The 22401-nt window shown below is 67.9% G+C and carries 24 protein-coding genes and 1 pseudogene; 9 read left to right on the top strand and 16 right to left on the bottom strand.

Features of this window, described 5'->3' with window-relative positions; all coding sequences use genetic code 11:
* The first annotated feature begins 137 nt into the window (after positions 1 to 137).
* On the top strand, positions 138 to 1169 hold the full coding sequence (locus tag ACFQEV_RS06915) for a plastocyanin/azurin family copper-binding protein (protein ID WP_379694039.1): 1032 nt from the start codon (positions 138 to 140) through the stop codon (positions 1167 to 1169).
* A 27-nt stretch (positions 1170 to 1196) separates the two neighbouring features.
* Here ACFQEV_RS06915 and ACFQEV_RS06910 read toward each other — a convergent pair whose 3' ends face one another.
* The 5 genes from ACFQEV_RS06910 to rpl7ae all read right to left on the bottom strand — a co-directional run bounded on the left by ACFQEV_RS06910 (position 1197) and on the right by rpl7ae (position 3229).
* Entirely contained in the window at positions 1197 to 1742 is a 546-nt protein-coding gene (locus ACFQEV_RS06910; protein WP_379694036.1) for a hypothetical protein, read from the bottom strand.
* A 202-nt stretch (positions 1743 to 1944) separates the two neighbouring features.
* A complete protein-coding gene (ndk, locus tag ACFQEV_RS06905; RefSeq protein ID WP_379694033.1) occupies positions 1945 to 2427 on the bottom strand; it encodes a nucleoside-diphosphate kinase in 483 nt (160 codons plus the stop codon).
* Positions 2424 to 2633, bottom strand: coding sequence for a 50S ribosomal protein L24e (locus ACFQEV_RS06900; protein ID WP_379694030.1), 210 nt, complete (start codon positions 2631 to 2633; stop codon positions 2424 to 2426). The genes ndk and ACFQEV_RS06900 overlap by 4 nt, the downstream gene beginning before the upstream one ends.
* Before the next feature lie 2 nt (positions 2634 to 2635).
* Positions 2636 to 2860, bottom strand: a complete 225-nt coding sequence (locus ACFQEV_RS06895) for a 30S ribosomal protein S28e (RefSeq protein ID WP_006054022.1) — start codon at positions 2858 to 2860, stop codon at positions 2636 to 2638.
* Positions 2861 to 2866: 6 nt separating this feature from the next.
* Positions 2867 to 3229, bottom strand: a complete 363-nt coding sequence (gene rpl7ae, locus ACFQEV_RS06890) for a 50S ribosomal protein L7Ae (protein ID WP_379694025.1) — start codon at positions 3227 to 3229, stop codon at positions 2867 to 2869.
* A gap of 346 nt (positions 3230 to 3575) precedes the next feature.
* Here rpl7ae and tmcA point away from each other — a divergent pair, with 346 nt between their 5' ends.
* Both tmcA and ACFQEV_RS06880 read left to right on the top strand, forming a co-directional pair.
* A complete protein-coding gene (tmcA, locus tag ACFQEV_RS06885) occupies positions 3576 to 5837 on the top strand; it encodes a tRNA(Met) cytidine acetyltransferase TmcA (protein ID WP_379694022.1) in 2262 nt (753 codons plus the stop codon).
* Positions 5838 to 5909: 72 nt separating this feature from the next.
* A complete protein-coding gene (locus tag ACFQEV_RS06880) occupies positions 5910 to 6074 on the top strand; it encodes a hypothetical protein (protein ID WP_379694019.1) in 165 nt (54 codons plus the stop codon).
* Between the two features lie 6 nt (positions 6075 to 6080).
* Here ACFQEV_RS06880 and ACFQEV_RS06875 read toward each other — a convergent pair whose 3' ends face one another.
* The 6 genes from ACFQEV_RS06875 to ACFQEV_RS06850 all read right to left on the bottom strand — a co-directional run bounded on the left by ACFQEV_RS06875 (position 6081) and on the right by ACFQEV_RS06850 (position 12104).
* Entirely contained in the window at positions 6081 to 6818 is a 738-nt protein-coding gene (locus ACFQEV_RS06875; protein ID WP_379694016.1) for a GNAT family N-acetyltransferase, read from the bottom strand.
* Between the two features lie 74 nt (positions 6819 to 6892).
* Entirely contained in the window at positions 6893 to 7324 is a 432-nt protein-coding gene (locus tag ACFQEV_RS06870; protein WP_379694013.1) for a hypothetical protein, read from the bottom strand.
* Positions 7325 to 7328: 4 nt separating this feature from the next.
* A complete protein-coding gene (locus ACFQEV_RS06865; protein WP_379694010.1) occupies positions 7329 to 8999 on the bottom strand; it encodes an FAD-dependent monooxygenase in 1671 nt (556 codons plus the stop codon).
* Positions 8992 to 10776 (bottom strand): FAD-binding protein, encoded by a 1785-nt coding sequence (locus ACFQEV_RS06860; protein WP_379694007.1) that lies wholly within the window; start codon positions 10774 to 10776, stop codon positions 8992 to 8994. Before ACFQEV_RS06860 ends, ACFQEV_RS06865 begins: the two co-directional genes overlap by 8 nt.
* 2 nt (positions 10777 to 10778) lie before the next feature.
* On the bottom strand, positions 10779 to 11651 hold the full coding sequence (locus ACFQEV_RS06855) for an electron transfer flavoprotein subunit beta/FixA family protein (RefSeq protein WP_379694004.1): 873 nt from the start codon (positions 11649 to 11651) through the stop codon (positions 10779 to 10781).
* A 123-nt stretch (positions 11652 to 11774) separates the two neighbouring features.
* Complete coding sequence (locus ACFQEV_RS06850) at positions 11775 to 12104, bottom strand: 4Fe-4S dicluster domain-containing protein (RefSeq protein WP_379694001.1); 330 nt, start codon at positions 12102 to 12104, stop codon at positions 11775 to 11777.
* 107 nt (positions 12105 to 12211) lie between these two features.
* Here ACFQEV_RS06850 and ACFQEV_RS06845 point away from each other — a divergent pair, with 107 nt between their 5' ends.
* Positions 12212 to 12697 carry a DUF456 family protein gene (locus tag ACFQEV_RS06845; RefSeq protein ID WP_379693998.1) on the top strand — a complete coding sequence of 162 codons (486 nt, stop codon included), beginning with the start codon at positions 12212 to 12214 and terminating at the stop codon, positions 12695 to 12697.
* Here ACFQEV_RS06845 and ACFQEV_RS06840 read toward each other — a convergent pair.
* The 5 genes from ACFQEV_RS06840 to ACFQEV_RS06820 form a co-directional block, all read right to left on the bottom strand.
* Positions 12694 to 13308, bottom strand: coding sequence for a cyclase family protein (locus tag ACFQEV_RS06840; protein ID WP_379693995.1), 615 nt, complete (start codon positions 13306 to 13308; stop codon positions 12694 to 12696). The genes ACFQEV_RS06845 and ACFQEV_RS06840 overlap by 4 nt on opposite strands.
* 88 nt (positions 13309 to 13396) lie before the next feature.
* Positions 13397 to 15133: a glutamate--tRNA ligase gene (locus ACFQEV_RS06835; protein WP_379693992.1), complete on the bottom strand. Its 1737-nt coding sequence runs from the start codon at positions 15131 to 15133 to the stop codon at positions 13397 to 13399.
* 108 nt (positions 15134 to 15241) lie between these two features.
* Positions 15242 to 16015 carry a helix-turn-helix transcriptional regulator gene (locus ACFQEV_RS06830; protein WP_379693989.1) on the bottom strand — a complete coding sequence of 258 codons (774 nt, stop codon included), beginning with the start codon at positions 16013 to 16015 and terminating at the stop codon, positions 15242 to 15244.
* 86 nt (positions 16016 to 16101) lie between these two features.
* Positions 16102 to 17148, bottom strand: coding sequence for a geranylfarnesyl diphosphate synthase (gene idsA3, locus ACFQEV_RS06825; RefSeq protein ID WP_379693986.1), 1047 nt, complete (start codon positions 17146 to 17148; stop codon positions 16102 to 16104).
* Between the two features lies 1 nt (position 17149).
* On the bottom strand, positions 17150 to 18502 hold the full coding sequence (locus ACFQEV_RS06820) for an RNase J family beta-CASP ribonuclease (RefSeq protein ID WP_379694569.1): 1353 nt from the start codon (positions 18500 to 18502) through the stop codon (positions 17150 to 17152).
* Positions 18503 to 18907: 405 nt separating this feature from the next.
* On the opposite strand from ACFQEV_RS06820, the pseudogene ACFQEV_RS06815 reads away from it, so the two are divergent.
* The 5 genes and pseudogenes from ACFQEV_RS06815 to purF form a co-directional block, all read left to right on the top strand.
* Positions 18908 to 18991 (top strand): annotated as a pseudogene (locus ACFQEV_RS06815) (hypothetical protein); the annotation flags it as partial.
* 157 nt (positions 18992 to 19148) lie between these two features.
* Positions 19149 to 19892, top strand: coding sequence for a sensor histidine kinase (locus tag ACFQEV_RS06810; protein ID WP_379693983.1), 744 nt, complete (start codon positions 19149 to 19151; stop codon positions 19890 to 19892).
* Positions 19893 to 19953: 61 nt separating this feature from the next.
* On the top strand, positions 19954 to 20190 hold the full coding sequence (locus tag ACFQEV_RS06805; RefSeq protein ID WP_379693980.1) for an LSM domain-containing protein: 237 nt from the start codon (positions 19954 to 19956) through the stop codon (positions 20188 to 20190).
* The gene (locus tag ACFQEV_RS06800) at positions 20187 to 20363 is read left to right on the top strand and encodes a 50S ribosomal protein L37e (protein WP_379693977.1); all 177 of its coding nucleotides are present in this window, start codon (positions 20187 to 20189) and stop codon (positions 20361 to 20363) included. The genes ACFQEV_RS06805 and ACFQEV_RS06800 overlap by 4 nt, the downstream gene beginning before the upstream one ends.
* Before the next feature lie 356 nt (positions 20364 to 20719).
* Complete coding sequence (gene purF, locus ACFQEV_RS06795; protein WP_379693974.1) at positions 20720 to 22285, top strand: amidophosphoribosyltransferase; 1566 nt, start codon at positions 20720 to 20722, stop codon at positions 22283 to 22285.
* Positions 22286 to 22401: the final 116 nt, after the last annotated feature.

Here is a 22401-nt window from a genome sequence, read left to right as displayed (position 1 = left end):
AGACGACGCCGTTTCTCGACTTCCTTCCGGTCAGTCGCGACCCTCGAACGCCGCGCCGGTGATACGTCTCGCCGAGAATGTCATACGGTTGCCAAGATGCGCATGATTATGTGGGTTAGGAATCATTTTCCGTGCGTATGCCACCCGAGAGCGACGAACACGGTTCGACAGGAGGCGAGCGGAACAGTTCTTCGAGGCGACAGATTCCGCGGCGGACGGTGCTGCGCGTCGCCGGCGCGTCGACGGCGCTTTCGCTCGGTGCGGGGGCGGCGACGGCGACGGGAGACGACGGATGCGGCGACGGCGACGGCGACGGGTCCGAGGGGTCGGACGGCCCGGCGGCGCCGCGGCGTCCGAAAGACATCGACCCCGTCTTCGGGTACGCCTCCGCGGCGGAGAGTCCCTGCCTCGGCGAGGCGTCCGAGGACTGCTTCGAGGCGTTCGGGAAGTCGGTCCGCCCGTCGCACGAAGTCGAGATGTACACGGACCTCCCGGAACCGTTGCTCGCCGTCGGCGGGCGGGGGTCGCTCTCCGACTCCACGCTCCGAAACGTCAACGAGGCGGCGGCCGACGGCTCCGTGGACGAGGGCGAACTGTCGAACCCGAACTCGGAGGTGACGGTACAGTTGCCGGACGGGTCCTCGAAGTCGGTGACCGTCCGCGAAATCGCGGCGTTGCTCGCCGAGACGATGGGCTTCCACTTCGAACCGGCGGGACTGCGGGTGAGTCCGGGCGACGTAGTGCTGTACAGTGCGGAAGCGCCCGACCACGGCGTGACGGCCTACCACGAACGCCACGGCCGACAGCACCGCGTCCCCGACGGGGCCGAACCCGTCTCCTCGCCCATCGTGCCGGTCGGCGGGTACTGGCTCTACCGCTTTGAGGAGGAGGGCGTCTACGACTTCTACTGTCCGCCGCACGAACCGTTCGGCATGGTCCACCGCGTCGTCGTCACCGACGAGGAGGGCGACGCGCCGGAACTCAGCATCGAACAGACAGGTCGGCCGCCGCAGGATACGAACAACCTCGCGTCCGTCCTCGGCGGTTTGGACCCGAACCTCCCGAGTGCGCTGGCCGCGTTGGAATCGGACGCACTCAACCCCGAGCGAATCGTCGAGGAGGGCACCGTCTCGTGGGAGGCCGTGGTCGAAGCGTACCGAACCGGGTGACGGCGAACGGAGGCTCGACGCCCGGATTCAGGCGAGTTCGGTCTCCGGTCCCGCGGCGGCGGCGTCGTTCGACGGCGAGCGAATCACCCACTGCCCGTCGCCGGCGTACGTCAGTGGGAGTTCCCGGCCGACGGCGTCGGAGAGGCGGGACGGTTCGACGCCGCAGGCGGCGGCGACGCGTTCGAGCTCCGTCTCGCCGGTGAGGTGGTTCGGCGTCGGCACCCACACCGACGCGACCCGGTCCTCGGGCGATTCGAGGGGGAGAGCCACGTCGAAGCGGACGCCGGACCGCCGCCCGAACCGCGAGTCGCCCGCCCCGCGCCGCGCCTCGGGGACCACCCGGCGAATCACGCCGCTGTCGATTCGCGGCGCGTTCCGGAGGTCGGCGAGGTGCGCCTCGACGTCGCGTATCGCGGCGGGGTCCGCCGTCGAAGTCGGCGCGAGTACCGCGCTCGCCGCCCTCGTCAGGCGCGCCGCGGCGACGGCGAAGACGGACGCGACGAGGAGGACGGCGACGCCGCCCGCGAGGAGAGCGCTCGCGAAGAACCACAGGAGCAGTTCGAGTTCCGTCATCGGACCTCGTTTCGCGCCCGTAACGAATACGGTTTTTCTGCCCCGGGAGAGACCGTCAGCGCCGCCCGACGGTCGCTCCGGCGGGAAGTTCCCGGCGGCGTGCGCTCGGCGGGACACGGCGGTCGGACGACACGGTGGTCGGACGGCAAAGCGGCGCGGCGGCTATCGGAACGGAGGAAAGAGAAAACTGCGTCGGGGGCGGTTAGTGGTCGTCCGCGTCCTCGTAGAGCCACGTCTCGTCGACGCGGTCATAGTCGACGAGTTCGTCCTCGTCGAAGAACAGCGAGATCTCTCGCTCGTTCGCGCCCTCGTCCTCGTGGTCGGAGGCGTGGATGACGTTCCGACCGAGGTCCAGACCGTAGTCGCCGCGGATGGTGCCCGGGGCGGACTCCGCGGGGTCGGTCTCGCCGACCATCGAGCGGACCTGTCGGGTCGCGTCCGCGCCTTCCCAGACCATCGCGAAGACGGGGCCGGACGTGATGAACTCGACGAGGTCCTCGAAGAACGGCTTGTCCTCGTGTTCGCCGTAGTGTTCCTGCGCCAGGTCATCGTCTATCTGCATGAACTTCCCGGCGACGAGCTTCAGACCGCGGTCCTCGAAGCGGGAGACGACGTCGCCCACGAGTCCGCGCTGGACGCCGTCGGGCTTGACCATCACGAAGGTGCGTTCGTCGTGGTGGCTCATTCGTTAGTCTCCTCGCCGGAAGGGCCGCCGGCGGCCTGTCCTTCGGCGGTCCACTCCACGTCGCGGGCCTCGCGGCCGAGGAAGTAGTTCTTCTCGGCCTTCGAGTCCTTGAAGTGGAGGACGGTACCGTCGTTCTTCACGTACATCGTGCCCGTTCCGGGCTCGATTTCCTCGCCGCTGAAGTCGCACGTGCGCTTTTCGACCATTGTTACTGACCTCCGATGGAGTCGGCGTCGCGCTGGGTCTCACGAAGCTGCAGGATGTCGCCCTCGCGGACGGGGCCCAGCACGTTGCGCGTGATGATCCGGCCCTGGTTCGAGCCTTCGCGGATGCGGCACTTGACCTGCATGGCCTCGCCGTGCATCCCGGTCTTGCCAACGATCTCGATGACCTCGGCGGACGTCGAGTCGCTGGCAGTCTCTTCTGCGCTCATGGTGGATTACCGGAGTTCCTCGACCTTCGAGCCGATGTCCTCGACCTGCTCTTGGGCCTCGCCGGCGTTGACGATGGCGGCGGCGGCGGAGCCGACTTCGAGGCCGGCGGCCTGACCGACTTCGTCCTGCGTCTCGATGAAGATGTACGGAATACCCTTCTCGTCGGCGAGTTCGGGCAGGTGCATGACGATCTCCTCGGGGGAGACGTCTTCCGCGATGAGGACGAGCTCGGCGTTGCCGCGCTCGATGGACTTGGTGGTCTCGTTGGTTCCTTTCTTCACTGTACCGGTGTCTCGGGCGACCTCGAGCGCCTCGAGGGCGTTCTCTGCGAGGTCGGCTGGGACGTCAAATTCTACGTAGACTGGCATGGGTTGTTCACCTTTCCTGCTCGCGGGCTCGACTGCCCCGCCGGCTGACCACATTGGTCGCGGTCTTCCCTGACGGCGGGGAGAATCATCAACCCCGGGCAGGCTGTACACCTCGATAGCGTCGGACCCCATAAAAGCGCTTTCAATGCTCGCCTGCCGTGTTATTCGGCCACATGCGCTATTTCGGCCGATACCGTCCGTTCGCGCCGCCGCGGTTTCACAGGAACGGTAACGGGTCGAGACCAGACACGACCGGGGACGATCGACGACCCGACCGCCGAAAGCGGACGCGGAGACGCCCGACGGGAACGGAACGGCCTTACGTGGCCGCGGACAACCGCGGGGCATGGATATCGCCGCCCTCGCCGCCGAGGTACGGGCGGCGGCGACGCGGGCGAACCACCGACGACTGGTCGTCCTCGCGGGCGACAGGGACGCCTGCATCGACGCCGCCTTCGACGTTCTCGACGGGGCCGACGTCCCGGACGGGGAGACGACTATCGTCACCTCCCGGGAGGGCTTTCGCTTCGAGCGTCTGCACCCGAAGCGCGCGGGCGAACTCCTCGGTTCGACGCGAACCGCCGTCGTCTGCGACGCCCATGAGGAGTTCTCGCCGAACGTCGTCGGCCGACTCGTCGGCGCGGTGGACGGCGGCGGCCTGTTCGTCCTCCTCGCGCCACCCCTCGACGAGTGGCCCGCCCGAACGGGGTCGTTCGACGAATCGCTCGCCGTCCCCCCGTTCCCCGTTTCGGCGGTGACCGGCCGGTTCCGCGAACGCTTCGTCTCGACGCTCCGAGACCACCCCGGCGTGGCTATCGTAAACGTCGACGAGGGCGTCGTCGAACGCGACGGGTCGGCCCCGTCGCCGCCCGACGTCGGCGACCGGTCGCCGTCGATTCCGCGCGAACGCGAGCGTCGCTTTCCCCGCCTCGCCTACGAGTCCTGCCTGACCGGGGACCAATCGCGGGCGCTCCGGTCGTTAGAACGCCTCGCCGACCCGGGCGAGGCGGTGGTCGTCGAGGCGGACCGGGGGCGCGGGAAGTCCGCCGCCGCCGGGTTGGCGGCCGCCTGCCTCGCGGCCGACGGGCGCGACGTGCTGGTGACCGCGCCGTCGTACCGGAGCGCAGAGGAGGTGTTCGTCCGCGCGGAGACGCTTCTCTCAGACCTCGGCGCACTCGCCGACTCCGCCGAGGAGAACCGCGTCTTGCAGGCAACGGCGGACGCGGGCGCTGAGGGCGGGCGCGTCCGCTTCGCCGACCCGCCGACGGCGGCGACGCTCCCGGCGGACCCGGACGTCGTCCTCGTGGACGAGGCGGCGGCGCTCCCGGTTCGTCTCCTCTCGTCGTTCCTCGACGCTCCGGCGGCGGGCTTTTTCACCACCGTCCACGGCTACGAGGGCGCGGGCCGGGGGTTCTCGGTCCGCTTCCGCGACAGACTGGCGGAGAGCGACTTCGCTGTCACCGACGCGCAGTTGGACGAACCGATTCGCTACGCCCGCGGCGACCCGGTGGAGACGTGGGCGTTCCGCGCCCTCCTCCTCGACGCGCGCCCGCCCGTGGACCCCCTCGTCGAGGACGCGACGCCCGAAACCGTCGAGTACCGCGCCGTCTCGCCCGAGGAACTCCTCGCGGACGACCACCTGCTCTCGGAGGCGTTCGGCCTCCTCGTGTTCGCGCACTACCGGACGGAACCGAACGACCTGGCGCGCCTGTTGGACGCGCCGAACCTCGAACTCCGCGCGCTCTGCTCGGAGGGGCACGTCGTCAGCGTCGCCCTCCTCGCCCGCGAGGGCGGGTTAACGGTGGAGACGCGCCGGAGCATGTACGAGGGGGCCCGCGTCCGGGGGAACATGCTGCCGGACGTGTTCACGAGCCAACTCCGCGACGAGGAGGCGGGCGTCCCCGTCGGCTACCGCGTGATGCGCATCGCCACCCACCACGCCGTTCGCTCCCGCGGACTCGGCTCTCGACTCCTGACGGAGGTGCGGCGGGAGTTCTCGGGCGAGGCGGACTACCTCGGCGTCGGGTACGGCGCGACGCCGGAACTGCTCTCGTTCTGGGAGGCGAACGGCTACTCGACGGTCCACCTCTCGACGACGAGAAACGACACCAGCGGCGAGTACTCCGCGCTCATGCTCCTCCCCCTCTCGGAGGCGGGCGAAGCCCTCCGCGACAGGCACGCCTCGTACTTCCGCGACCGAATCGCCGCAGTCCTCTCAGACCCCCTCCGGGACGTAGACCCAGACGTGGCGCGGGCGGCGATTCGCGCCTGCGAGGCGGACGCCGACCCGTCGCTCTCGGACCGCGAGTGGCGCGTCGTCGTCGGGGCGTCGTACGGTCCCGGCATTTACAGCGCCGCCCCCGAGGCGTTCCGGCGACTCGCACTCGCGCACCTCGTCTCGCCGCATCGGGCGAGCCTCGACGCCCGCGAGGAGCGATTGCTCGTCCGCAAGGTCCTGCAGGGCCGCCCGTGGACGCCCGTCTCGGAGGAACTCGGCTACGTCTCGCAGGGGCAGTGCATGCGAGCGCTCGGCGACGCGTACAAACCGCTCGTGGACGAGTACGGCCCCGAGAGCGCCCGCGAGGAGCGGTCGCGGTTCGCCGACTGAGGCGTCCGGCGGTTCGACGGTTCGACGGTTCGGACGGTACACCGAAGCGTCTGGGCGTGGTACTATCCTCCGATGGCAATGTGTAGCGAACCGGGCTGCGAGAACGAGGCGTCCGTTAGACTGTACGTCCCGTGGGACGAGGACAGGGACGTCTGTCCGGCCCACGGGCGGGCACTCGTGCAACGGGAGGGCGTCGTCGCCGAACCCTTGGAGGGCGCGGACGACGCGTGGGAGTAGGGCGTCTCAGCGGAGTTCGACGGCCATCATCACCTCGTCCACGTACTCGCCGTCTATCTTGTAGTGGTCCTCCCGCACCGCCTCCGTCTCCCAGTCGTGGGCTTCGAGGAAGTCGATGGCCTCCTCGTTCGTCGCGGGAACGCTGTTGTACAGTTTCTCGAACTCGTGTTCGCGCGCCCAGCGGATGCCGCGTTCGAGGAGGGCTGAGCCGATGCCCGACCCGCGGTGTTCCGATCGAACGCCGACGGTGAGGACGGCGGTGTGGCTGAGTTTCGCCGTCTCCGGCAGGTCCAGATGGACCCAGCCGACGAGTTCGTCGCCGACGGTGGCGACGAAGAACATCCGCGAGCGAACGTCGTTGTGGCGGATGATGACCTCCTCGTGGTCCACCACGTCCGCCACCGTCTCGGCTTCGATGTACGTCCCCTCCTGGGCCACCTCGCGGATGGCGTCCACGAGACTGTCTAAGTCCACCTCTTGGGCCATCCGGATGGTGTACTCCGTCCCGTCGTCGGCCTCGTGCGTCTCGGCGTCGTCTCGCTGGTAGGCGACTTCGAGCTTGTCGCCCATCTTCCGGACGTAGCCGTCTCGGCGGAGGATGGTCAGGTGCGCGCCCAACGCGCCGGGTTCGAAGTTGAGGCTCCGCCGCAGGTCGTCCTCGCGGACGATGCCGTGACTCTCGATGTACTCGTAGATGTCTTTGCGGTCCCCGTGGTCGAAGTTCAGCGCCTCCGTTACTTCCATGCCATCTAATACCACACAGCGAACCATAACAGTTATTCGTTAACGTATGACTGTCGCCCGGAGCGGACGGCTCGTTACCGCTCCGGGACGCGCGTGAGGAGTTCGGCGGTGTCCCGCGCGTCGCGCGTCTCGACGAGCAGTTCCGCCGCCGCGCGCACCGAGAAGTCGGCGTCGAGTTCGACGCCGTGGCACCGCGCGTAGAGGCCGAGCCAGTCGTTCAGCGCCCGCCGGAGCAGTCGGTGCTCCGCGGCGGAGAACCGGACGGGCCGCGCCGCCGTGCGCGCCTCGACGTAGACGGCGACGACCGGTCCGACGCCGTCTCTGGCGCACTCCGTGGCCCTCTCTGCCCCCTCGCCGTCCTCGGGCGGGACGAACGTCTCTCTCGCCCGTCGGGCGTCCGCGGCGAGTTCGCGTATTCGGTTGGCGTACGCCGACTCCTCGTCGTTCGCTCCGCCGGTGGTTGCTCCGCCGGCGTCTTCCCCGGCGACCGGTTCGTCCGTCGGCATCGGCTCAGCCCTCCTCGAACTGGACGCCCTTGCCGCCGGCGGGGTGCGTCCACTCCGTGTCGGCGACGACGGCGCAGGTGCCGCACTCGATGCAGGGTTGGGTGTCGAGGCTGACGACGCGTTCCTCGTCGCCGTTCGTCCGTATCAGTTCGTCGCGGTAACAACCGCCGCCGAAGTCCTCGGCGCTGACCGGACAGGTCGTCACGGCGTCTCCGCTGGACTCGTAGGAGTCGTCGCGCAGTTCGATGTGGGGGTTCCCCACGTCGGTGTCGTAGGTCAACTCCCCGATTCGCTCTTCGAGGCTCGGCGGTTCGATTCGGTTCCTGTCCGTGACGCGCGTGCCCAACTCCTCGGCGATGACCGTCGGGAGCGTGACGTACGGCGTCCGCGTGTCCGGAATCAGCGTCGAGAGCGTCGGCGACGCGTACAGTCCTTCGAGTCGCCCGGACAACGCCCGCACGCCTAACCGGCCGACGGGCGAGGTGAGGACGCCGTCGAGTACGTCGGTCACGCGTTCGCGTTCGCCGAGGCGTCGGACGACGTCGTACCCGCGGGGGCGGAGTTTCTCCATCACGCCCTCGTCGCGGAGTTTCTTCGCGTACAGTTTCCCGGCGAGTTCGGGCTTCCCGCCGGCCTTCGCCTTCCCGAACGCCTCGCCCGCGAGTGCGCCGGCGGTGACGGCGTGGTTCATCCCCTTGATGATGGGCCCCTGCGCCTGCATCTGCCCCGCCGCGTCGCCGACGACGAGGAGTCTCCCCCGGTGCGGTTCGCGCAGGGCCACCTTCTTCGAGTCGGGGACGAGTTTCGCGCTGTACTCGCGTTCGCGGTAGTCGTCGCCCAGCCACTTCGCCAGGAGGGGGTGCGTCAGGAGAGAATCGAGGAGTTCGTGCGGTTCCGCCTCGCGGGCGACGAGGCTGTCGAGGTGGAACACTGTTCCGACGGAGAGCGAATCGCGGTTCGTGTAGAGGAACCCGCCGCCGCGGACGCCCTCGAACAGGTCGCCGGAGAACAGGTGCGCCACGCCGGTGTCTCCCTTGACGGCGAAGCGGTCCTCTATTGTCTCCTCGGGCATATCGACGACGGCTTTGACGCCCTGATACCACTCTTCGGGCTCCTCCCAGTCCATCAACCCGGCGTCGCGGGCCAGTTCGGAGTTCACCCCGTCGGCGGCGATGACCACGTCGGCGCGTATCGGGTCGAGTTCGTCGCAGGTGACGCCGACTATCTCGCCGTCCTCCCGGAGCAGTCCGTTCACGTGCACGTCCGTTAAGAGGCCGCCGCCCGTCTCTCTGGTCATCTCGTGAACCCGGTCTTCGAGCCACGAGTCCATCTTCCGGCGGAGGACGGCGTCGGACCACTCGGTGTCGTGTTCGTGAAGCGAGGTGATGTCGAACGTCTCCACCGTCTCGCCGGCGACGTTATGGATGTAGTAGCGCGTGACGGGGCGTTCGGTCGCCTCCTCGCGGAAGCCGTCGAACAGGTCGTCTATCGTGTACGGCGCGGACTCCTCGGCGTAGATGAGGCCGCCGGAGACGTTCTTCGACCCCGCCTCGACGCCGCGTTCGAGGACCAACGTCTCCACGCCGTAGTTCGCGAGTGCCGCCGCGGCGGCGGCCCCGCCCGGCCCCGCGCCGACGACCACCGCCTCGTAGTGTTCGCTCGGCGTCTCACTCATCGGCCTCACCCCCCGTCGGCCGCGCGTCGGCGTCGCCGGGCTTCGTCCGGCGGGCAGGCGAGCGTTGCTCGTCGAGGTGTGAATCGGACCGTCTGCCGCCGTCCGTGGCGGCGGCGTCGCCCGAGACGGCGACGGACGCGAAGTCCGTACGCCCTTCCTTCAACGCGGCCGTCAGTCGGGGGAGCACCTCGAACAGGTCGCCCTCGACGAAGTAGTCGGAGAAGTCGCGGATGCGCGCCTCGGGGTCGGTGTTGACGGCGACGATGGTCTCGGACTCGTCCATGCCGACCTTGTGCTGGACGGCCCCCGAGATGCCCGCCGCGACGTACAGGTCCGGGGCGACGACCTGTCCGGTCTCCCCGATTTGGCGGTCCTCCGTGGTGTACTGTTCGACGTGGCCCTCGAACTGGTAGGACCCGGTGACGATGCCGCGGGAGACGCCCACGTCGGCGTTCTCGAACTGGTCCGCGAGTTCGAGGGCGAGTTCCATCCCCCGGGTCGGCGCATCGCCGATACCCCGCCCCACTGCGACGATGACGTCGTTGCCGGTCAGGTCCACGCCCTCGTCCAACCGGTCGTAGTCCGTCACGGAGACGCGGAACCAGTCGTCGTCTACGGGCGCGTCGTGTTCGATCACCTCGCCCTCGCGTTCGGCGTCGGGTTCCGGCACGTCGAAGCTACCGGGGATGACGGACGCCCCCTGCGGGTGGAACTCCCGGGTCGGGTTGTCCAGACAGAGGATGGTCGAGTACTCGAACCCCGAGAAGTCGGGGCGCTTCATGTGCAGGACGCGTTCGAACTTCTTCTTGTCGCCCGCCGTGCCCGTCTTGACGGGGTTCGATATCACCTCGTCTTCGATGTAGAGCCCCGAACAGTCGCTTGCGAGGCCCGAGTCCAGTTCAGCCTGCACCAACGCCGACAGGTCGCGGCCGTTGTTCGTCGCCGGGAAGAGGACGTACCGCGGTTTGTCGTAGTCGCGCCACGCCTCGTCTCGGCCGCCGCGGGCCTCGCCGTCCTCGTGCGTCGCGCCCGCGCGGGCCGCGTCGCAGAATATCTCCGTGTACGGCTTGTGCTGGAACCGCGACAGTCGCGGGTCCTCGTGGTAGACGACCACGTCCGCGCCGCGGGCTATCACGTCCTCGGTGTGCTTCTCCACGTCGTCGCCGACGAGGACGGCCACGACGCGTTCGTCCTCCCCGTACGCCTCGTTGTAGTCGTCCATCAGTTCGCGGGCCTTCCCGAGCATCTCCTTGGACACGTCCACGAGCTCGCCCGCCTGCGTCTCGCAGTACACCCACATGTCGCGGTAGACGCCGCCCTCCAACGCTCTGACGTGCCGCTTGTCGTTCGTCGGGTGGTCGAGTTCGGGGTGTCGCTCCTCGGGCGAGGCCCGTTCCTCACCGGCCTCCTCGCCCTCCTCGCTCCCGCGGACGGAGTCGAGGCGGTTCCGAACGAGGCGCTTGACGCCGTCTCTGTCCTCGCCGGCCTCCTCGCGTTCGAGGATGGACTCCAACTCCTCGGGGTCGTCGACGTCGGTGAGGGCGTTGCCCACCTCGGCCGTGCTCATCTCCGTCAGATCGAGGGCGTCGGCGTCCGTCTCCGCCTCGTCGCCCTCGAACTTCTCGATTCGGCTCTCGATGAGCGATATCACGGCGTCGCGGTCCTTTCCGTCGCGTTCCGCCGCGAGAATCTCGCGGAGTTCCTCCGCGTCCTCTATCTCGCGCAGTTCCGGGCCGAGGGCGGATATCTCGTACTCGCCGGGGTCGATTTCGGGCACGGTCAGTCACCCCCCGCGGCCGCCGCGTCGTTCTCGGCCAACGGTTGCATCGCTTCGAGCACGTCGGTCATCGCCTCGGCGTCCTCGGGGTCCACCATCGTCGCCTCGCGTTCGGCGGGCGGTTTGGGGATGGGGTCCACGGAGGAGACGATGGTGGGCGACCCGTCGAGTCCGATGTAGTCGGGGTCGAGGTTCAGGTCGGCGTGGTCCCACACCGTCAGGTACTCCTCGTACTCCTCGGCGCGTACCTCCGCCTCGGCGCGTTTGTCCTTCAGCGTGAGTCTGTGCTCCGCCGTGCGGTAGGACGGTTCGAACTCGGGGTCGGCGACGACGAACGCCGGAAGCGACAGTTCGACCGTCTCCACCTCCGCGATGTCGCCCTCGACGAGGCGTTCCGCGCGGAGGGTGCCCGCTTCCTCGTCCACGTCCATCGAAATCACGTGGGTCACGAGGGGCATGTCCAGGCACCACGACGCCTGCGGACCGGTGTGGCCCGTCTCCCCGTCGGCGGTTTTGAACCCCGCGAACACGATGTCGGGGTCGCCCAGTCTCTCGATGCCCGCGCTGAGCGTGATGGCCGTCGCCCACGTGTCCGCCGCGGCCATCTCTCGGTCCGAGACCAACAGGAGGTCGTCGGCGTACGCCGTCTCCATCGCCTCCCGAAGGACCTCCTTGTACCCCGGCGGCCCCATGCTCACGACGCTCATCCGACCCCCGCGGCGGACGTGCGTCTGCAGGGCGGCGTCGAGGGCGTGCGCGTCGTTCGGGTTCATCACCGTCGGCGTCTTCCCGCGTTCGAGGTGGCCGTCCTCGTCGAACGACACCTGACCCTCTCGGAAGTCGGGGACGCCTTTGGTCAAGGTGACTACGTGCATTGTTAATTCCTCACACGATAATTCCCACCACGTATTTATAATAGTCTTTTGTGAGGTATTCGAAACAGTCACCGTCGGGAGGACGACGGATGCGCGTGCCCGAGAACGGAGGGCGGGACGGATTCAGGTCCGGCCGGCGCGTCCGGGGTCCACGTCGATGGCGTCCACCGGACAGACGTCCACGCAGAGCATGCAGTCGATGCACTGGTCCTCGCGCGTCGGTTCGACCTTTATCTCCGACTCGGGGTGGCCGGGCGTGTCCACCCACGTGAACACGTCCACGGGGCAGTCCTCCAGACAGGCCCCGTCCGCGATGCAGATGTCGTAATCGACGGCGACGTGGGTGCCGTGGATGCCGAGTTGCTCCGGCGGGTCCACCGGCCCCCACACGGTGACGCCGTTCTCCTCGCCCACTCTCTCGCGGTTCGTCTCGAAGTTCGGGTCGATAGGCATGATATACCCTAACAAACTTTCGTGAGGGTAATAAATCATACTCCGAATCGCTTTGGCCCCTCGGAGACGGGCACCGGCGTTATGCCGCAGGCGGACCACCTCGGACTATGGCCGTCACTCCCGTCGCGTTGCTCGCGTTGGCCCTACTCGTCCTGGGCGTCGTCGGAACCGTCGCCCCACTCGTTCCGGGTGCACTGCTCTCGCTGTCCGGGGTACTGCTCTACTGGTGGTCCACGGGGTTCACCGACCCGAGTCTCCCCGTCCTCGCCGCGTTGGTACTCGTGGGTATCGTCACCGTCGTCGTCGACTACGCGGGCGGCGCAGTCGCCGCCAAGGCGGCGGGCGCGTCGACGCTCACGACGGGTCTCGCCGTCGTCGTCGGGTTCGTCCTCCTGTTCGTGACGGGGCCGGTCGGATTCCTCGTCGGCATCGCCGTCACCGTGTTCGTCGCCGAGTTCGCCCGGAACCGGAACGCCGAACAGAGCGGGAAGGCCGCCCTCTACGCGACGGTGGGCGTCCTCGCCTCCACCGCGGCGCAGATTCTCCTCACGGCGTCGATGCTCGTCGCGTTCGTCTTCGTCCTCTTCTTCTAACGCCGCGCGACGGCGCGAACCGGCGCGCCGTCCGCGTCGACGCGCATCGGCAACGCCAGCAACTCGAACGCCTCGGGCACGGAGTCGAGATTCCGCAGGTTCTCGACGACGAGGAGTCCCGCCCCGAGTATCGCGCGGTGCGCGGGCACGCCCTCGCCGTCCGTCGGGTCCGGACTCAACGCGTCCGTCGCCACCGCGTACCCCCGTTCGGCGCACAGTCGCGCCGCCTCGGGCGCGAGGGCCGGGTGGTCGGTCATCCGCTCCGTCCCCCACTCCGCCTCCCACCCGGTGCGGAAGACGACTATCTCCGCGTCCGGGTCCTCGGGTACCGCGCCGGGCCCTATCGTCCCGTTCGCGCCCGCGCCGCGGCAGTCCGCGAGTCGCGCGTCGAACCGGAAGTCCTCGGCGTCGAACGCGTCCAGCGAGTCGCCGTCGGGTTCGGTGTGGGCGGGCGCGTCCACGTGCGTCCCGGCGTGCGTCCCGAGTTCCACTCTGGAGACGCGGTAGCCGTCCGTCTCGAAGTCGGCGTGCGGTTCGACGGTCACGGCGGGGTCGCCGGGGTAGACGGGCATTCTGGATTCGACCCGGCGGGTGAGGTCAACGAGGGTCACGCGCCGACGGTACGCGCCGCGGAGAAAAGACCTGCCGCCTCCGGAATCCGCGTCCGCGAGGGAAGAGAGCGGGAGAGCCGAGGCGCGACTACTTGTGCGCCCAGTAGACGACGGACTCGTCGCCCTCCGCGTCCCGCGAACTGCCGTCGTGGCCGTCCACGCGGACGAACCCGAGACGCTCGAACTGGACCACCTCGTCGACCTCCGTCTCGGCGAAGTCGGGTTCCGCGACGCCAACCACGTCGCCGTCGGGCGTCCGCATCCGGACGGGGACGTTGTCGGTGGCGGGGGCCCAGTGGATGACGTCCACGTCGCCGGAGCGAACCGCCTTGATGGTGTCGTCGGTGTGGACGAGGGTGTCGCCCTCGCGGCGGACGCACCCGTAGCCTTTCAGCCAGACGCGTTCGCCCGCCGCGGGCGCGTCCTCGGACTCGACTGCGACGCCGTTCGACGCCGGGACGGTCCGGTCGCCGCGTTCCTCGTGGTCGGGGTGGAGTGCGGGGTGGCCCGCGTCGGGGCCGCCCTCGGTGGCGAACACCTCGCCCTCGCGGACGAAGAAGTAGCGGTCCGCCTCGTCGTCCACGATGTCGCGGTTGTTCGCGTAGACGGCCGACATCGAGAGGTCCACGTTCGAGGTGGACGTGCCGAGGCCGACCATCGCCTCGACGATGGCCTCCCCGCGGATGCCCCGCCGCCGGAGACTCTTCAGCGTCGGCGCGCGCGGGTCGTCCCAGCCGTCGAGTTCGCCCTCCTCTACGAGTTCCTTGATGGTCGAGGTGGAGAGTTTGATATCGTACTCGTCCACCTGGACGTGCCCCCAGTGGATGACCTCGGGGTACTCCCAGTCGAAGTAGTCGTAGACGAACTGCTGGCGCTTCGCCGAATCCTGCAGGTCGATGCCGCGGATGATGTGCGTGACGCCTGTGAGGTGGTCGTCCACGCCGGACTGGAAGTCCAGCATCGGCCACGCGCGGTACTCCGCGGCCTCCTCGCGCGGGTGCGGCGTGTCAACCATGCGGAACGCCACCCAGTCGCGGAGGGCGGGATTCTTGTGCTCGATGTCGGTCTTCACCCGGAGAACCATCTCGCCGGAGTCGTACTCGCCCTCGACCATCGACTCGAACTCCGCCATCGTCGTCTCGGGCTCTTTGTCGCGGTGGGGACACGCCTCGCCGGCGTTCTTCAACTCCGAGAACGTCTCGCCCGAACACGAACAGGTGTACGCGCCGCTCTTCTCGATGAGTTCGCGGGCGTAGTCGTAGTACGTCTCCACCCGGTCGGAGGCGAGGATGACGTCGTCCGGTTCGAAGCCGAGGTACTCGATATCTTCGAGGATGGCGTCGTAGGCGTCTAAGTTGGGACGCTTCGTCTCGGGGTCGGTGTCGTCGAAGCGGACGATGAAAGAGCCGTCGTACAGGTCCTTGTACGTCCCGATGACCGCGGGCATCCGCGCGTGGCCGATGTGCCACGGACCGTTCGGGTTGGGGGCCGCGCGCATCCGCACCTCGTCGTACGCCTCGGCGTTCGGCAGGTCCGGAAGCACCGTCTCGTCCTCCTCCTCTTCGGCTTCGAGTTCCGCGAGTTCCTCGGGCGCGAGTTCCTCCAGTCGGTCGCGCTTCTCCGCCGTCGGGAGGTCGTTGACCCGCCCGACGACGCCGCCGACGATTCCCGGAATCTCGTCACCGTGGGGACGGAACTCCGGGTTCTCCCCCATGAGCGGACCCATCACCGCGCCCACGTCGGCGTCGCTTTCGTACTTGACCGCGTTGAGCAGGGCGTGCTTCTCGGCCGCTCGCTCGACGCGTTCGCGTAACTCGTCGTCCATTGGCGTTCGCTTCTTCGCCGCGGGTAAAAACAGGCCCGGATTGGGGACACACAGGCAGGGGTACGGTAACTGATAGCACGCCGAGGCGCTTATGGGTTTCGCGCCGACTCACCCGAGCAACTCCGAGATCGGCACGCCCGCCTCGAACCGTTCCGCGAACCGCGCCTCGGCCCACGCGACGGCGTCCGGGCGGTCGTTTTCGACCTGCCCGACGAACGACCCCGTCTCGTCCACGACGAGGAGGTGCGCCACCGTCCGGCCCTCGATGTCGAAGAGGAACATCTCGAACGGGAGCGACTCGCAGACGCGAATCCGGTAGTCGTCGGCGGCGAGGTACTCCTCCACCTTGTCGTCGTACCGGTCGAGGACGTACTCGGCCATCCGGCGGGTGACGGCGACGCTCACCGTCATCGACCCGTCGGTGGCCCTCTCGTGCAGTATTCGCGTCCACCGCGGGTCGTTGTCGGCGATGCCGAACCCGCGAACCCGGTCCGCGCGCCGAAGTCGGTCGAACGCGTCGTCGACGCCCGAGTACGGCGCGGCCGAATCGCCGGTGACGACGTGCGCGCCGACGAGGAACCGGTGCGAGACGTGCGATTCCAGCGGGACGTTCGAGAGCACGTCGCTCGACTCGCGTATCGTCCGTATCGTCTCCGACGTCTCCGTCACCACGTCCAAGGAGAGTCGCCCGGGCGTCGTCGTCCGAAAGCCGCCGTCGACCCGTTCGACCAGACCGAGCGAGGAGAGTTCCGAGACGGCGCGGTTCACCGTCGAACGCGACGATTCCGTCGTCGCCACGATGTCGCGCTTCGGTGCCGCACCTTCGCAGAGGTACTCGAGGATGCGCCGTCGCCGCCGGACGACGGTCAGTGCGTCGGTCATACGCGGTAGTCGAGTGCCTTCGGTATATATCTTCGATTGGCCGCGACGCGGCGTCTGCCGGAGAAAAAGCGACCCGTACCGCCGGGTCAGTACCCGCGCGTGATGAGGTAGTCGGCGATGTCGCGCAGGAGCGACCGCGCCTCGTTGTCCGGGAGGACTTCGAGGTGGTCCTTCGCCCGGTCGGTGAGCTCGTGGGCCTTCTCGCGGGCGAAGTCGATGGAGCCGGCGTCGTCCAGCTCCGCGACGGCCTCCTCGACCGCCTCCTCCGTCACGTCCTCGACGCCCGAGGCGTCGAGAAGCGAGTCCACGTCCACGCCCTGTTGGCGGGCGTGGAGCGTGATGATGGTCTCTTTGTTCTCGACGAGGTCCGACCCGCGCTGTTTACCCAGCTTCTCGGAGGGCACCGTCAGGTCGAGCACGTCGTCCTGTATCTGGAACGCGCAGCCCGAGTCGATGCCGTACCGGTAGAGCGCTTCGACCACGTCCTCGCCGGCGCCCATGAGGACGCCGGCCGTCGCCGCCGCCGCGCCGTAGAGGACGGCGGTTTTCAGCTCTATCATCTCCAGATACTCGTCGGGCAACACCTCGGTGCGTCGCTCGAACTCGACGTCGAGCGCCTGCCCCTCGCAGATCTGGGTGCAGGTCGTCGCGAGCATCCGGACGGCCTCCAGCCCGTTCTCGGGGTCCGCGCCCGTGTGCGTCATCAGCTCGAACGCCTTCGCATAGAGCGTGTCGCCCGCGAGGATGGCCGTCTCGGTGTCGTACTCTTTGTGAACCGCGGGGACGCCGCGACGGAGGTCGTCGTCGTCCATGATGTCGTCGTGGATGAGCGTGAACGACTGGATGACCTCGATGCTCGCCGCGGCCGTCATCACGTCTATCTCGCGGGAGTCGAGTGTCGGAAACGCGCGGTAGTCCGTCGAGAGCGGCTCGACGTCCGCGAGCGCTTCGGCCGCGAGGAGCGTCACGGTCGGCCGGAGGCGCTTGCCGCCGGCCTGAAGCAGGTAGCGGGTCGCCTCGTAGAGCCGTTCGGGCTCCTCCAGCGGGATGTCCTCGTCCAGCGCCTCGTTGACGAGTTCGCGCCGCTGTCGGACCGCTTCGAGCACCCGTTCCTCCGTCGCTTCCGAGTTCATCTTACTCCACCAGCTGGATCATGTTCCCGTTGCGCGTGACGTGAAGGTCACGGCCCAGCGCGTACCCCTGCGACTCCGCGAGGTCGACGTACGGCGCGAAGCCCTTGAGGTTCTGGTGGGCGGGAATGACGTGCTGGGGCTGAAGCGCGTCGAGCATCTGGTAGTGACCCTCCTCGCGGAGGTGGCCCGAAACGTGAATCTCGTCGTAGATCCGGGCGCCCTGCATCTTCAGGAGGCGTTCGGACTGGTAGCGCTGCCCCTCGTTGGTCGGCTCCGGGATGACCCGCGCGGAGAAGATGACCTTGTCGCCCTCGTCGAGTTCGTACGGCGTCTCGCCGCGGCCCATCCGGGTGAGCATCGCGCGCGGTTCGCCCTGGTGACCCGTGACGATGGGCAGGTAGTCCTCCTTACCCTCCTTCATGATGCGCTTGAACGTCCGGTCGACGGACTTGCGGTGGCCGTACATGCCGACGTCGTCGGGGATGTCGACGAAGCCGAGACGCTCCGCGGTGCCGGAGTACTTCTCCATCGACCGGCCGAGCAGGACGGGTTGCCGCCCGATGTCCTTGGCGAACTCGATGAGCGAGGAGACGCGGGAGATGTGCGACGAGAACGTCGTCGCCACGATGCCGCCGTCGTAGTCCTCGATGCTCGTCATCACGTCCTGGAGGTGGCGGCGCGCGACGGACTCGGAGGGCGTCCGGCCCTTCCGACCCGCGTTCGTGCAGTCCTCGATGTAACAGAGGACGCCGTTGCCCTCGCGGCCGATCTCGCGGAAGCGCTTCATGTCGATGGGATCCTCCAGGACCGGCGAGTGGTCCATCCGCTTGTCGAGGCCGTAGACGACGGCCCCCTCGGGCGTGTGGAGGACGGGGTTGATGGCGTCGATGATGGAGTGGGTCACGTGGACGAACTCCAGTTCGACCTGTCCCGAGTCCCCGATGGACATCGTCTCGCCGGCGCTCATCTTCACGAGGTCGTTGCCGACGTTGAACTTGCTCTCGCCTTCGACCTGCTGTTTCACCAGTTCGATGGTGAACGGCGTGGCCACGACGGGCGCGTCGTAGCGGTGCGCCAGCTTCGAGATGGCGCCGATGTGGTCGAGGTGGCCGTGCGTCGGCACGATGGCCTTCACGTCGCCCTCTAAGTCCGACATGATGCGGTCGTCCGGAATCGCACCCATGTCGATGAGGTCGAGGCTGTGCATCTTTTCGGTCTCCACGTTGTCGTGGATCAGGACCTGAGACAGGTTCAGGCCCATGTCGAAGACGACGACGTCGTCGCCCGCGCGAACGGCCGTCATCTGTCGACCGACTTCTTCGTATCCGCCGATTGTCGCAATTTCGATTTCCATGGTTGGTCCGAGCATTGAAAGCCACAGGCGTGGCGCGGTTGCTCACGTAAAGTCCCGCCGGCGGACGCCGCGCCGCCGCAAATCAGCGGCGCGGACCCGTCGGGACCGAACGGCCCCGGCGTCTTACAGCGCGTCGGTCGTCGGTCCCGCGTGCGGTAGTCACAACCACCACACTTACCCGCGGGAATCTCGGTACGTGGGGCTACACACTGGGGTATTAAAAACTACGTGGGTTGGCCGTCCGCGCCCGCCCCGAGAGCGCCGCGCGCGCTCCGAAATTCGATTTTGATACTCGCAGCAAAGATTAATCGTGTGACAGGCTGACTCCGGAACGGTACGGAGGTTCCCGTGGACAAGAATTCCCCACCGAGACGGGCCGATGATCTGTTCGACCACCTTCCGGTGATGTTCGTCGCCACCCATTCCGGAGCCTCGGACGGGCGAGACCCCGTTATCGAGGACTGTAACGAGCGGTTCGCTTCGCGGCTCGGATACGAGAGGGAGAGCGTCCTCGGGCGACCCGTCGGGGAGTTCTACGCACCCGACTCCGCCGACGCCCTCCGCGGCGGCGGGTACGAACGCGCGCTTCGCGGCGAGTTCGACCGCGCGGAACGCGAACTCCTCGCCCGCGACGGCACTGTCGGTCGTGCACGCGGTTCCCCGCCGCGACGGCACCGAGGGCGTGACGGCCCTCTACGTGGACGTCACGGAGCGAAAGCGGCGGGAGGAACACGTGCAGGTGCTCAATCGGGTGATGCGGCACAACATCCGAAACGACCTGAACGTGCTGTACGGGCACACGGAGATGTTGCTCCGCTCGGACGACGCCGACGTTCGGGAGTCGGCGCGGGTCATCGGGCGGACGGTCGAACGCTGGTTGGACCTCACGGAGAAGGCAAAGGAGATAGAGCGACTGTTCGACGACGCGCCCGCCGGAACCCGTCCGGTCGGCGAGATGGTCCACGAGACGCAGACGAACGTCGAGTTGGCGTTCCTCTCGGCCACCGTGGAGACGCGGATAGACGTAGATCCGGACCTGCGCGTGTCGGACCGACTGCACGCCGCAGTCGAGGAACTCTGCGAGAACGGCGTCAAGCACGACGACGACCCCGAACCGACGGTTCTCCTCCGGGTGCGGCGCTCCGACTCCGGCGAGCACCTCGAACTCTCCGTCGCCGACCGGGGGCCGGGCGTCCCCGAACACGAACGGGCCATCCTGCGCGAGGGAGAGGAGACCCCCCTCGTCCACGGGAGCGGACTGGGCTTTTGGCTCGTCAGGACGGTGGTTCGGCGCGTCGGCGGCCGCGTCACCGTGAGCGACCGAGCGGGCGGCGGGAGCGTCGTCACGCTTCGAGTGCCGGTCCGAGGGGCGCTAAACGGAACTGAGTGACCGAACGCCGGCCATCCGATGGTTCGGCACATTTAATACCGAAACGGGATGCGGTTCTGTCATGAGCGGACGACCCCTCGACGTGCTTGAGGCTTCCCTGCAGGAGCCCGTCACGGTCAACCTGAAGGACGGGAGCGCATACTACGGCACCCTCGCCGGGTACGACCAACACATGAACGTCGTTCTCGAACCGCCCGCGGCGGACGAGGAGGAGGACGTTCTCGGCGAAATAGAGGTCACGCCGGTTGAAGACACAACCATTATACGCGGCGATAACGTCGTCACGATCAAAGCATGACGGGCGCAGGAACCCCCAGTCAAGGAAAGAAGAACAAGACGACGCACGTGAAATGCCGTCGGTGCGGCGAGAAATCGTACCACGTCAAGAAGAAGGCCTGCTCGTCTTGCGGCTTCGGCAAGTCGGCGAAGCGCCGCGGATACGAGTGGCAGTCCAAAGCGGGCGACAACTGAACCGTCGGTCCGGACTCTCACTCTCCTTTACTCTCGACTCTCCGCCGTCGTAGCCCCCGCTCCGCCCGTCGATTCTCTCTGCAAGTCCCGTCTCCGGGTTCGGTGAACCTTCCCTTCGTCTCGGTGAGTCCCGTTTCTCCCGCCGTCTTCCAAGCCCTCTCTCCGGGTCATCCGGGCCGTCTCCCACTCCCGTCGAAGCGCCGTGTTTCGACCCCCCTCGTTCGGTCCGCAGACCGCACGACGACGCCCGCGCGACGCGCCGAGATATGCACGGTTGTGCATATTCGTGGCCCGTAGATGCGACGGAGAGTGCACAAGGACGGGTTTTTTACCCCCTGAACCCCCTACCATCGACTATGCCTGACGGGCGGGACTCTCCGAATCCCACATCCGGACGCGACGACGGCGCGGACCGACTGACTGCGGCCGACCTCTCGGGGCCGACCGAGAAGTGCGGCGTCGTCGGCGTCTCCCTCTCGGACCGCGCGGCGTCGCGGCCGTTGTACTACTCCCTGTATGCACTCCAACACCGGGGGCAGGAGTCGGCGGGTATCGTCACCCACGACGGGTTCCAACAGCACAGTCACGTCGAGGTGGGCCTCGTCGGCGACGTGTTCGATGAGTCGGACCTCGACTCTCTCGCCGGAACGGGCGGCATCGGTCACGTCCGCTACCCCACCTCGGGCGGCCTGAACGCCTGTTGCGCCCAACCGTTCTCCGTCTCCTTTAAGTCGGGGTCGCTCGGACTCGCGCACAACGGCAACCTCGTCAACGCCGACGAGATACGCGACGAACTGGAGGCTCTCGGCCACGCGTTCACCTCGACGGGCGACACGGAGGTCATCGCCCACGACTTGGCGCGCAACCTCCTGAACGAGGACCTCGTGCGGGCGGTCAAGCGCACGATGCAACGCATCCACGGGTCGTACTCGTTGACCATCATGCACGACGAGACGGTCCTCGGCGTGCGCGACCCGCAGGGGAACCGACCGCTCTGCATCGGGGAGGTCGACGGCGGGTACGTCATCGCCTCCGAATCCGCCGCCATCGACACCCTCGACGGCGAACTCGTCCGCGACGTCCGCCCGGGCGAACTCGTCGTCCTCGAACCCGACGGCTCCGGGTTCGACTCCTACCAACTCGTCGAGGAGGAGAACACCGCCCACTGCTTCTTCGAACACGTCTACTTCGCCCGTCCCGACTCCGTCATCGACGGCACCCTCGTCTACGAGGCGCGCCGCAACCTCGGCCGGAAGCTCTGGGAGGAGTCCGGCATCGAGACGGACGTGGTGATGCCCGTCCCCGACTCCGGCCGCGCCTTCGCCTCGGGGTACGCCGAGGCGGCCAACGAGACGACGGCCGACGGCGAGGAACGACCCGACGGCGCGGCCGCCGTCGAGTTCGCGGAGGGCCTGATGAAGAACCGCTACGTCGGCCGGACGTTCATCATGCCGACGCAGGACGAACGCGAACGCGCCGTCCGCCTGAAGCTCAACCCGATAAAGAACACCATCGAGGGGCGGTCGGTCACCATCATCGACGACAGCATCGTCCGCGGCACCACCTCCCGGCAACTCGTCCAACTCGTCCGCGACGCGGGCGCGGAGGAGGTGCACGTCCGCATCGGCGCGCCGCCCATCGTCGCCCCCTGCTACATGGGCATCGACATGGCCACCCGCGAGGAGCTCATCGCCTCGGACAAGTCCGCCGAGGAGATACGCGAGGAAATCAGCGCGGACAGTCTAGCGTACCTCTCCATCGACGCCATCGCGGACGTCCTCGAACGGTCGCGCGCGGACCTCTGTCTCGGGTGCGTCACCGGCGAGTACCCCTACGACATCGACGACGAGGAGACGGACCGCGACGTCACCCGCCCCGCCATCGACGGCGCGGACGCCGAAATCACGCCCGCCGACGACTGAGACGACCGCCCGTCGAGACCCGCCCGTCGCCTTCTCTCTCCGCGGGCGGGGTGCGCCGATTCGACGCGCCCGGACGCCCGCCGTCGCGGGACTGATTACTCCGAGAACAGGTCGCC

It is taken from the genome of Halopelagius fulvigenes (genome assembly GCF_042662625.1).
In the GTDB taxonomy this organism is placed as follows: Archaea; Halobacteriota; Halobacteria; order Halobacteriales; family Haloferacaceae; genus Halopelagius; species Halopelagius fulvigenes.
Note: the sequence above shows the minus strand (reverse complement) of the source record. Positions and strands in the feature narration are given on the sequence as shown.

Bases quoted from the DNA above. Each gene is read 5' to 3' on its own strand.
- ACFQEV_RS06915 (WP_379694039.1), top strand. From the start codon at position 138: ATGCCACCCGAGAGCGACGAACACGGTTCGACAGGAGGCGAGCGGAAC.
- ACFQEV_RS06910 (WP_379694036.1), bottom strand. From the start codon at position 1,742: ATGACGGAACTCGAACTGCTCCTGTGGTTCTTCGCGAGCGCTCTCCTC.
- ndk (WP_379694033.1), bottom strand. From the start codon at position 2,427: ATGAGCCACCACGACGAACGCACCTTCGTGATGGTCAAGCCCGACGGC.
- ACFQEV_RS06900 (WP_379694030.1), bottom strand. From the start codon at position 2,633: ATGGTCGAAAAGCGCACGTGCGACTTCAGCGGCGAGGAAATCGAGCCC.
- ACFQEV_RS06895 (WP_006054022.1), bottom strand. From the start codon at position 2,860: ATGAGCGCAGAAGAGACTGCCAGCGACTCGACGTCCGCCGAGGTCATC.
- rpl7ae (WP_379694025.1), bottom strand. From the start codon at position 3,229: ATGCCAGTCTACGTAGAATTTGACGTCCCAGCCGACCTCGCAGAGAAC.
- tmcA (WP_379694022.1), top strand. From the start codon at position 3,576: ATGGATATCGCCGCCCTCGCCGCCGAGGTACGGGCGGCGGCGACGCGG.
- ACFQEV_RS06880 (WP_379694019.1), top strand. From the start codon at position 5,910: ATGGCAATGTGTAGCGAACCGGGCTGCGAGAACGAGGCGTCCGTTAGA.
- ACFQEV_RS06875 (WP_379694016.1), bottom strand. From the start codon at position 6,818: ATGGAAGTAACGGAGGCGCTGAACTTCGACCACGGGGACCGCAAAGAC.
- ACFQEV_RS06870 (WP_379694013.1), bottom strand. From the start codon at position 7,324: ATGCCGACGGACGAACCGGTCGCCGGGGAAGACGCCGGCGGAGCAACC.
- ACFQEV_RS06865 (WP_379694010.1), bottom strand. From the start codon at position 8,999: ATGAGTGAGACGCCGAGCGAACACTACGAGGCGGTGGTCGTCGGCGCG.
- ACFQEV_RS06855 (WP_379694004.1), bottom strand. From the start codon at position 11,651: ATGCACGTAGTCACCTTGACCAAAGGCGTCCCCGACTTCCGAGAGGGT.
- ACFQEV_RS06850 (WP_379694001.1), bottom strand. From the start codon at position 12,104: ATGCCTATCGACCCGAACTTCGAGACGAACCGCGAGAGAGTGGGCGAG.
- ACFQEV_RS06845 (WP_379693998.1), top strand. From the start codon at position 12,212: ATGGCCGTCACTCCCGTCGCGTTGCTCGCGTTGGCCCTACTCGTCCTG.
- ACFQEV_RS06835 (WP_379693992.1), bottom strand. From the start codon at position 15,133: ATGGACGACGAGTTACGCGAACGCGTCGAGCGAGCGGCCGAGAAGCAC.
- ACFQEV_RS06830 (WP_379693989.1), bottom strand. From the start codon at position 16,015: ATGACCGACGCACTGACCGTCGTCCGGCGGCGACGGCGCATCCTCGAG.
- idsA3 (WP_379693986.1), bottom strand. From the start codon at position 17,148: ATGAACTCGGAAGCGACGGAGGAACGGGTGCTCGAAGCGGTCCGACAG.
- ACFQEV_RS06820 (WP_379694569.1), bottom strand. From the start codon at position 18,502: ATGGAAATCGAAATTGCGACAATCGGCGGATACGAAGAAGTCGGTCGA.
- ACFQEV_RS06805 (WP_379693980.1), top strand. From the start codon at position 19,954: ATGAGCGGACGACCCCTCGACGTGCTTGAGGCTTCCCTGCAGGAGCCC.
- ACFQEV_RS06800 (WP_379693977.1), top strand. From the start codon at position 20,187: ATGACGGGCGCAGGAACCCCCAGTCAAGGAAAGAAGAACAAGACGACG.
- purF (WP_379693974.1), top strand. From the start codon at position 20,720: ATGCCTGACGGGCGGGACTCTCCGAATCCCACATCCGGACGCGACGAC.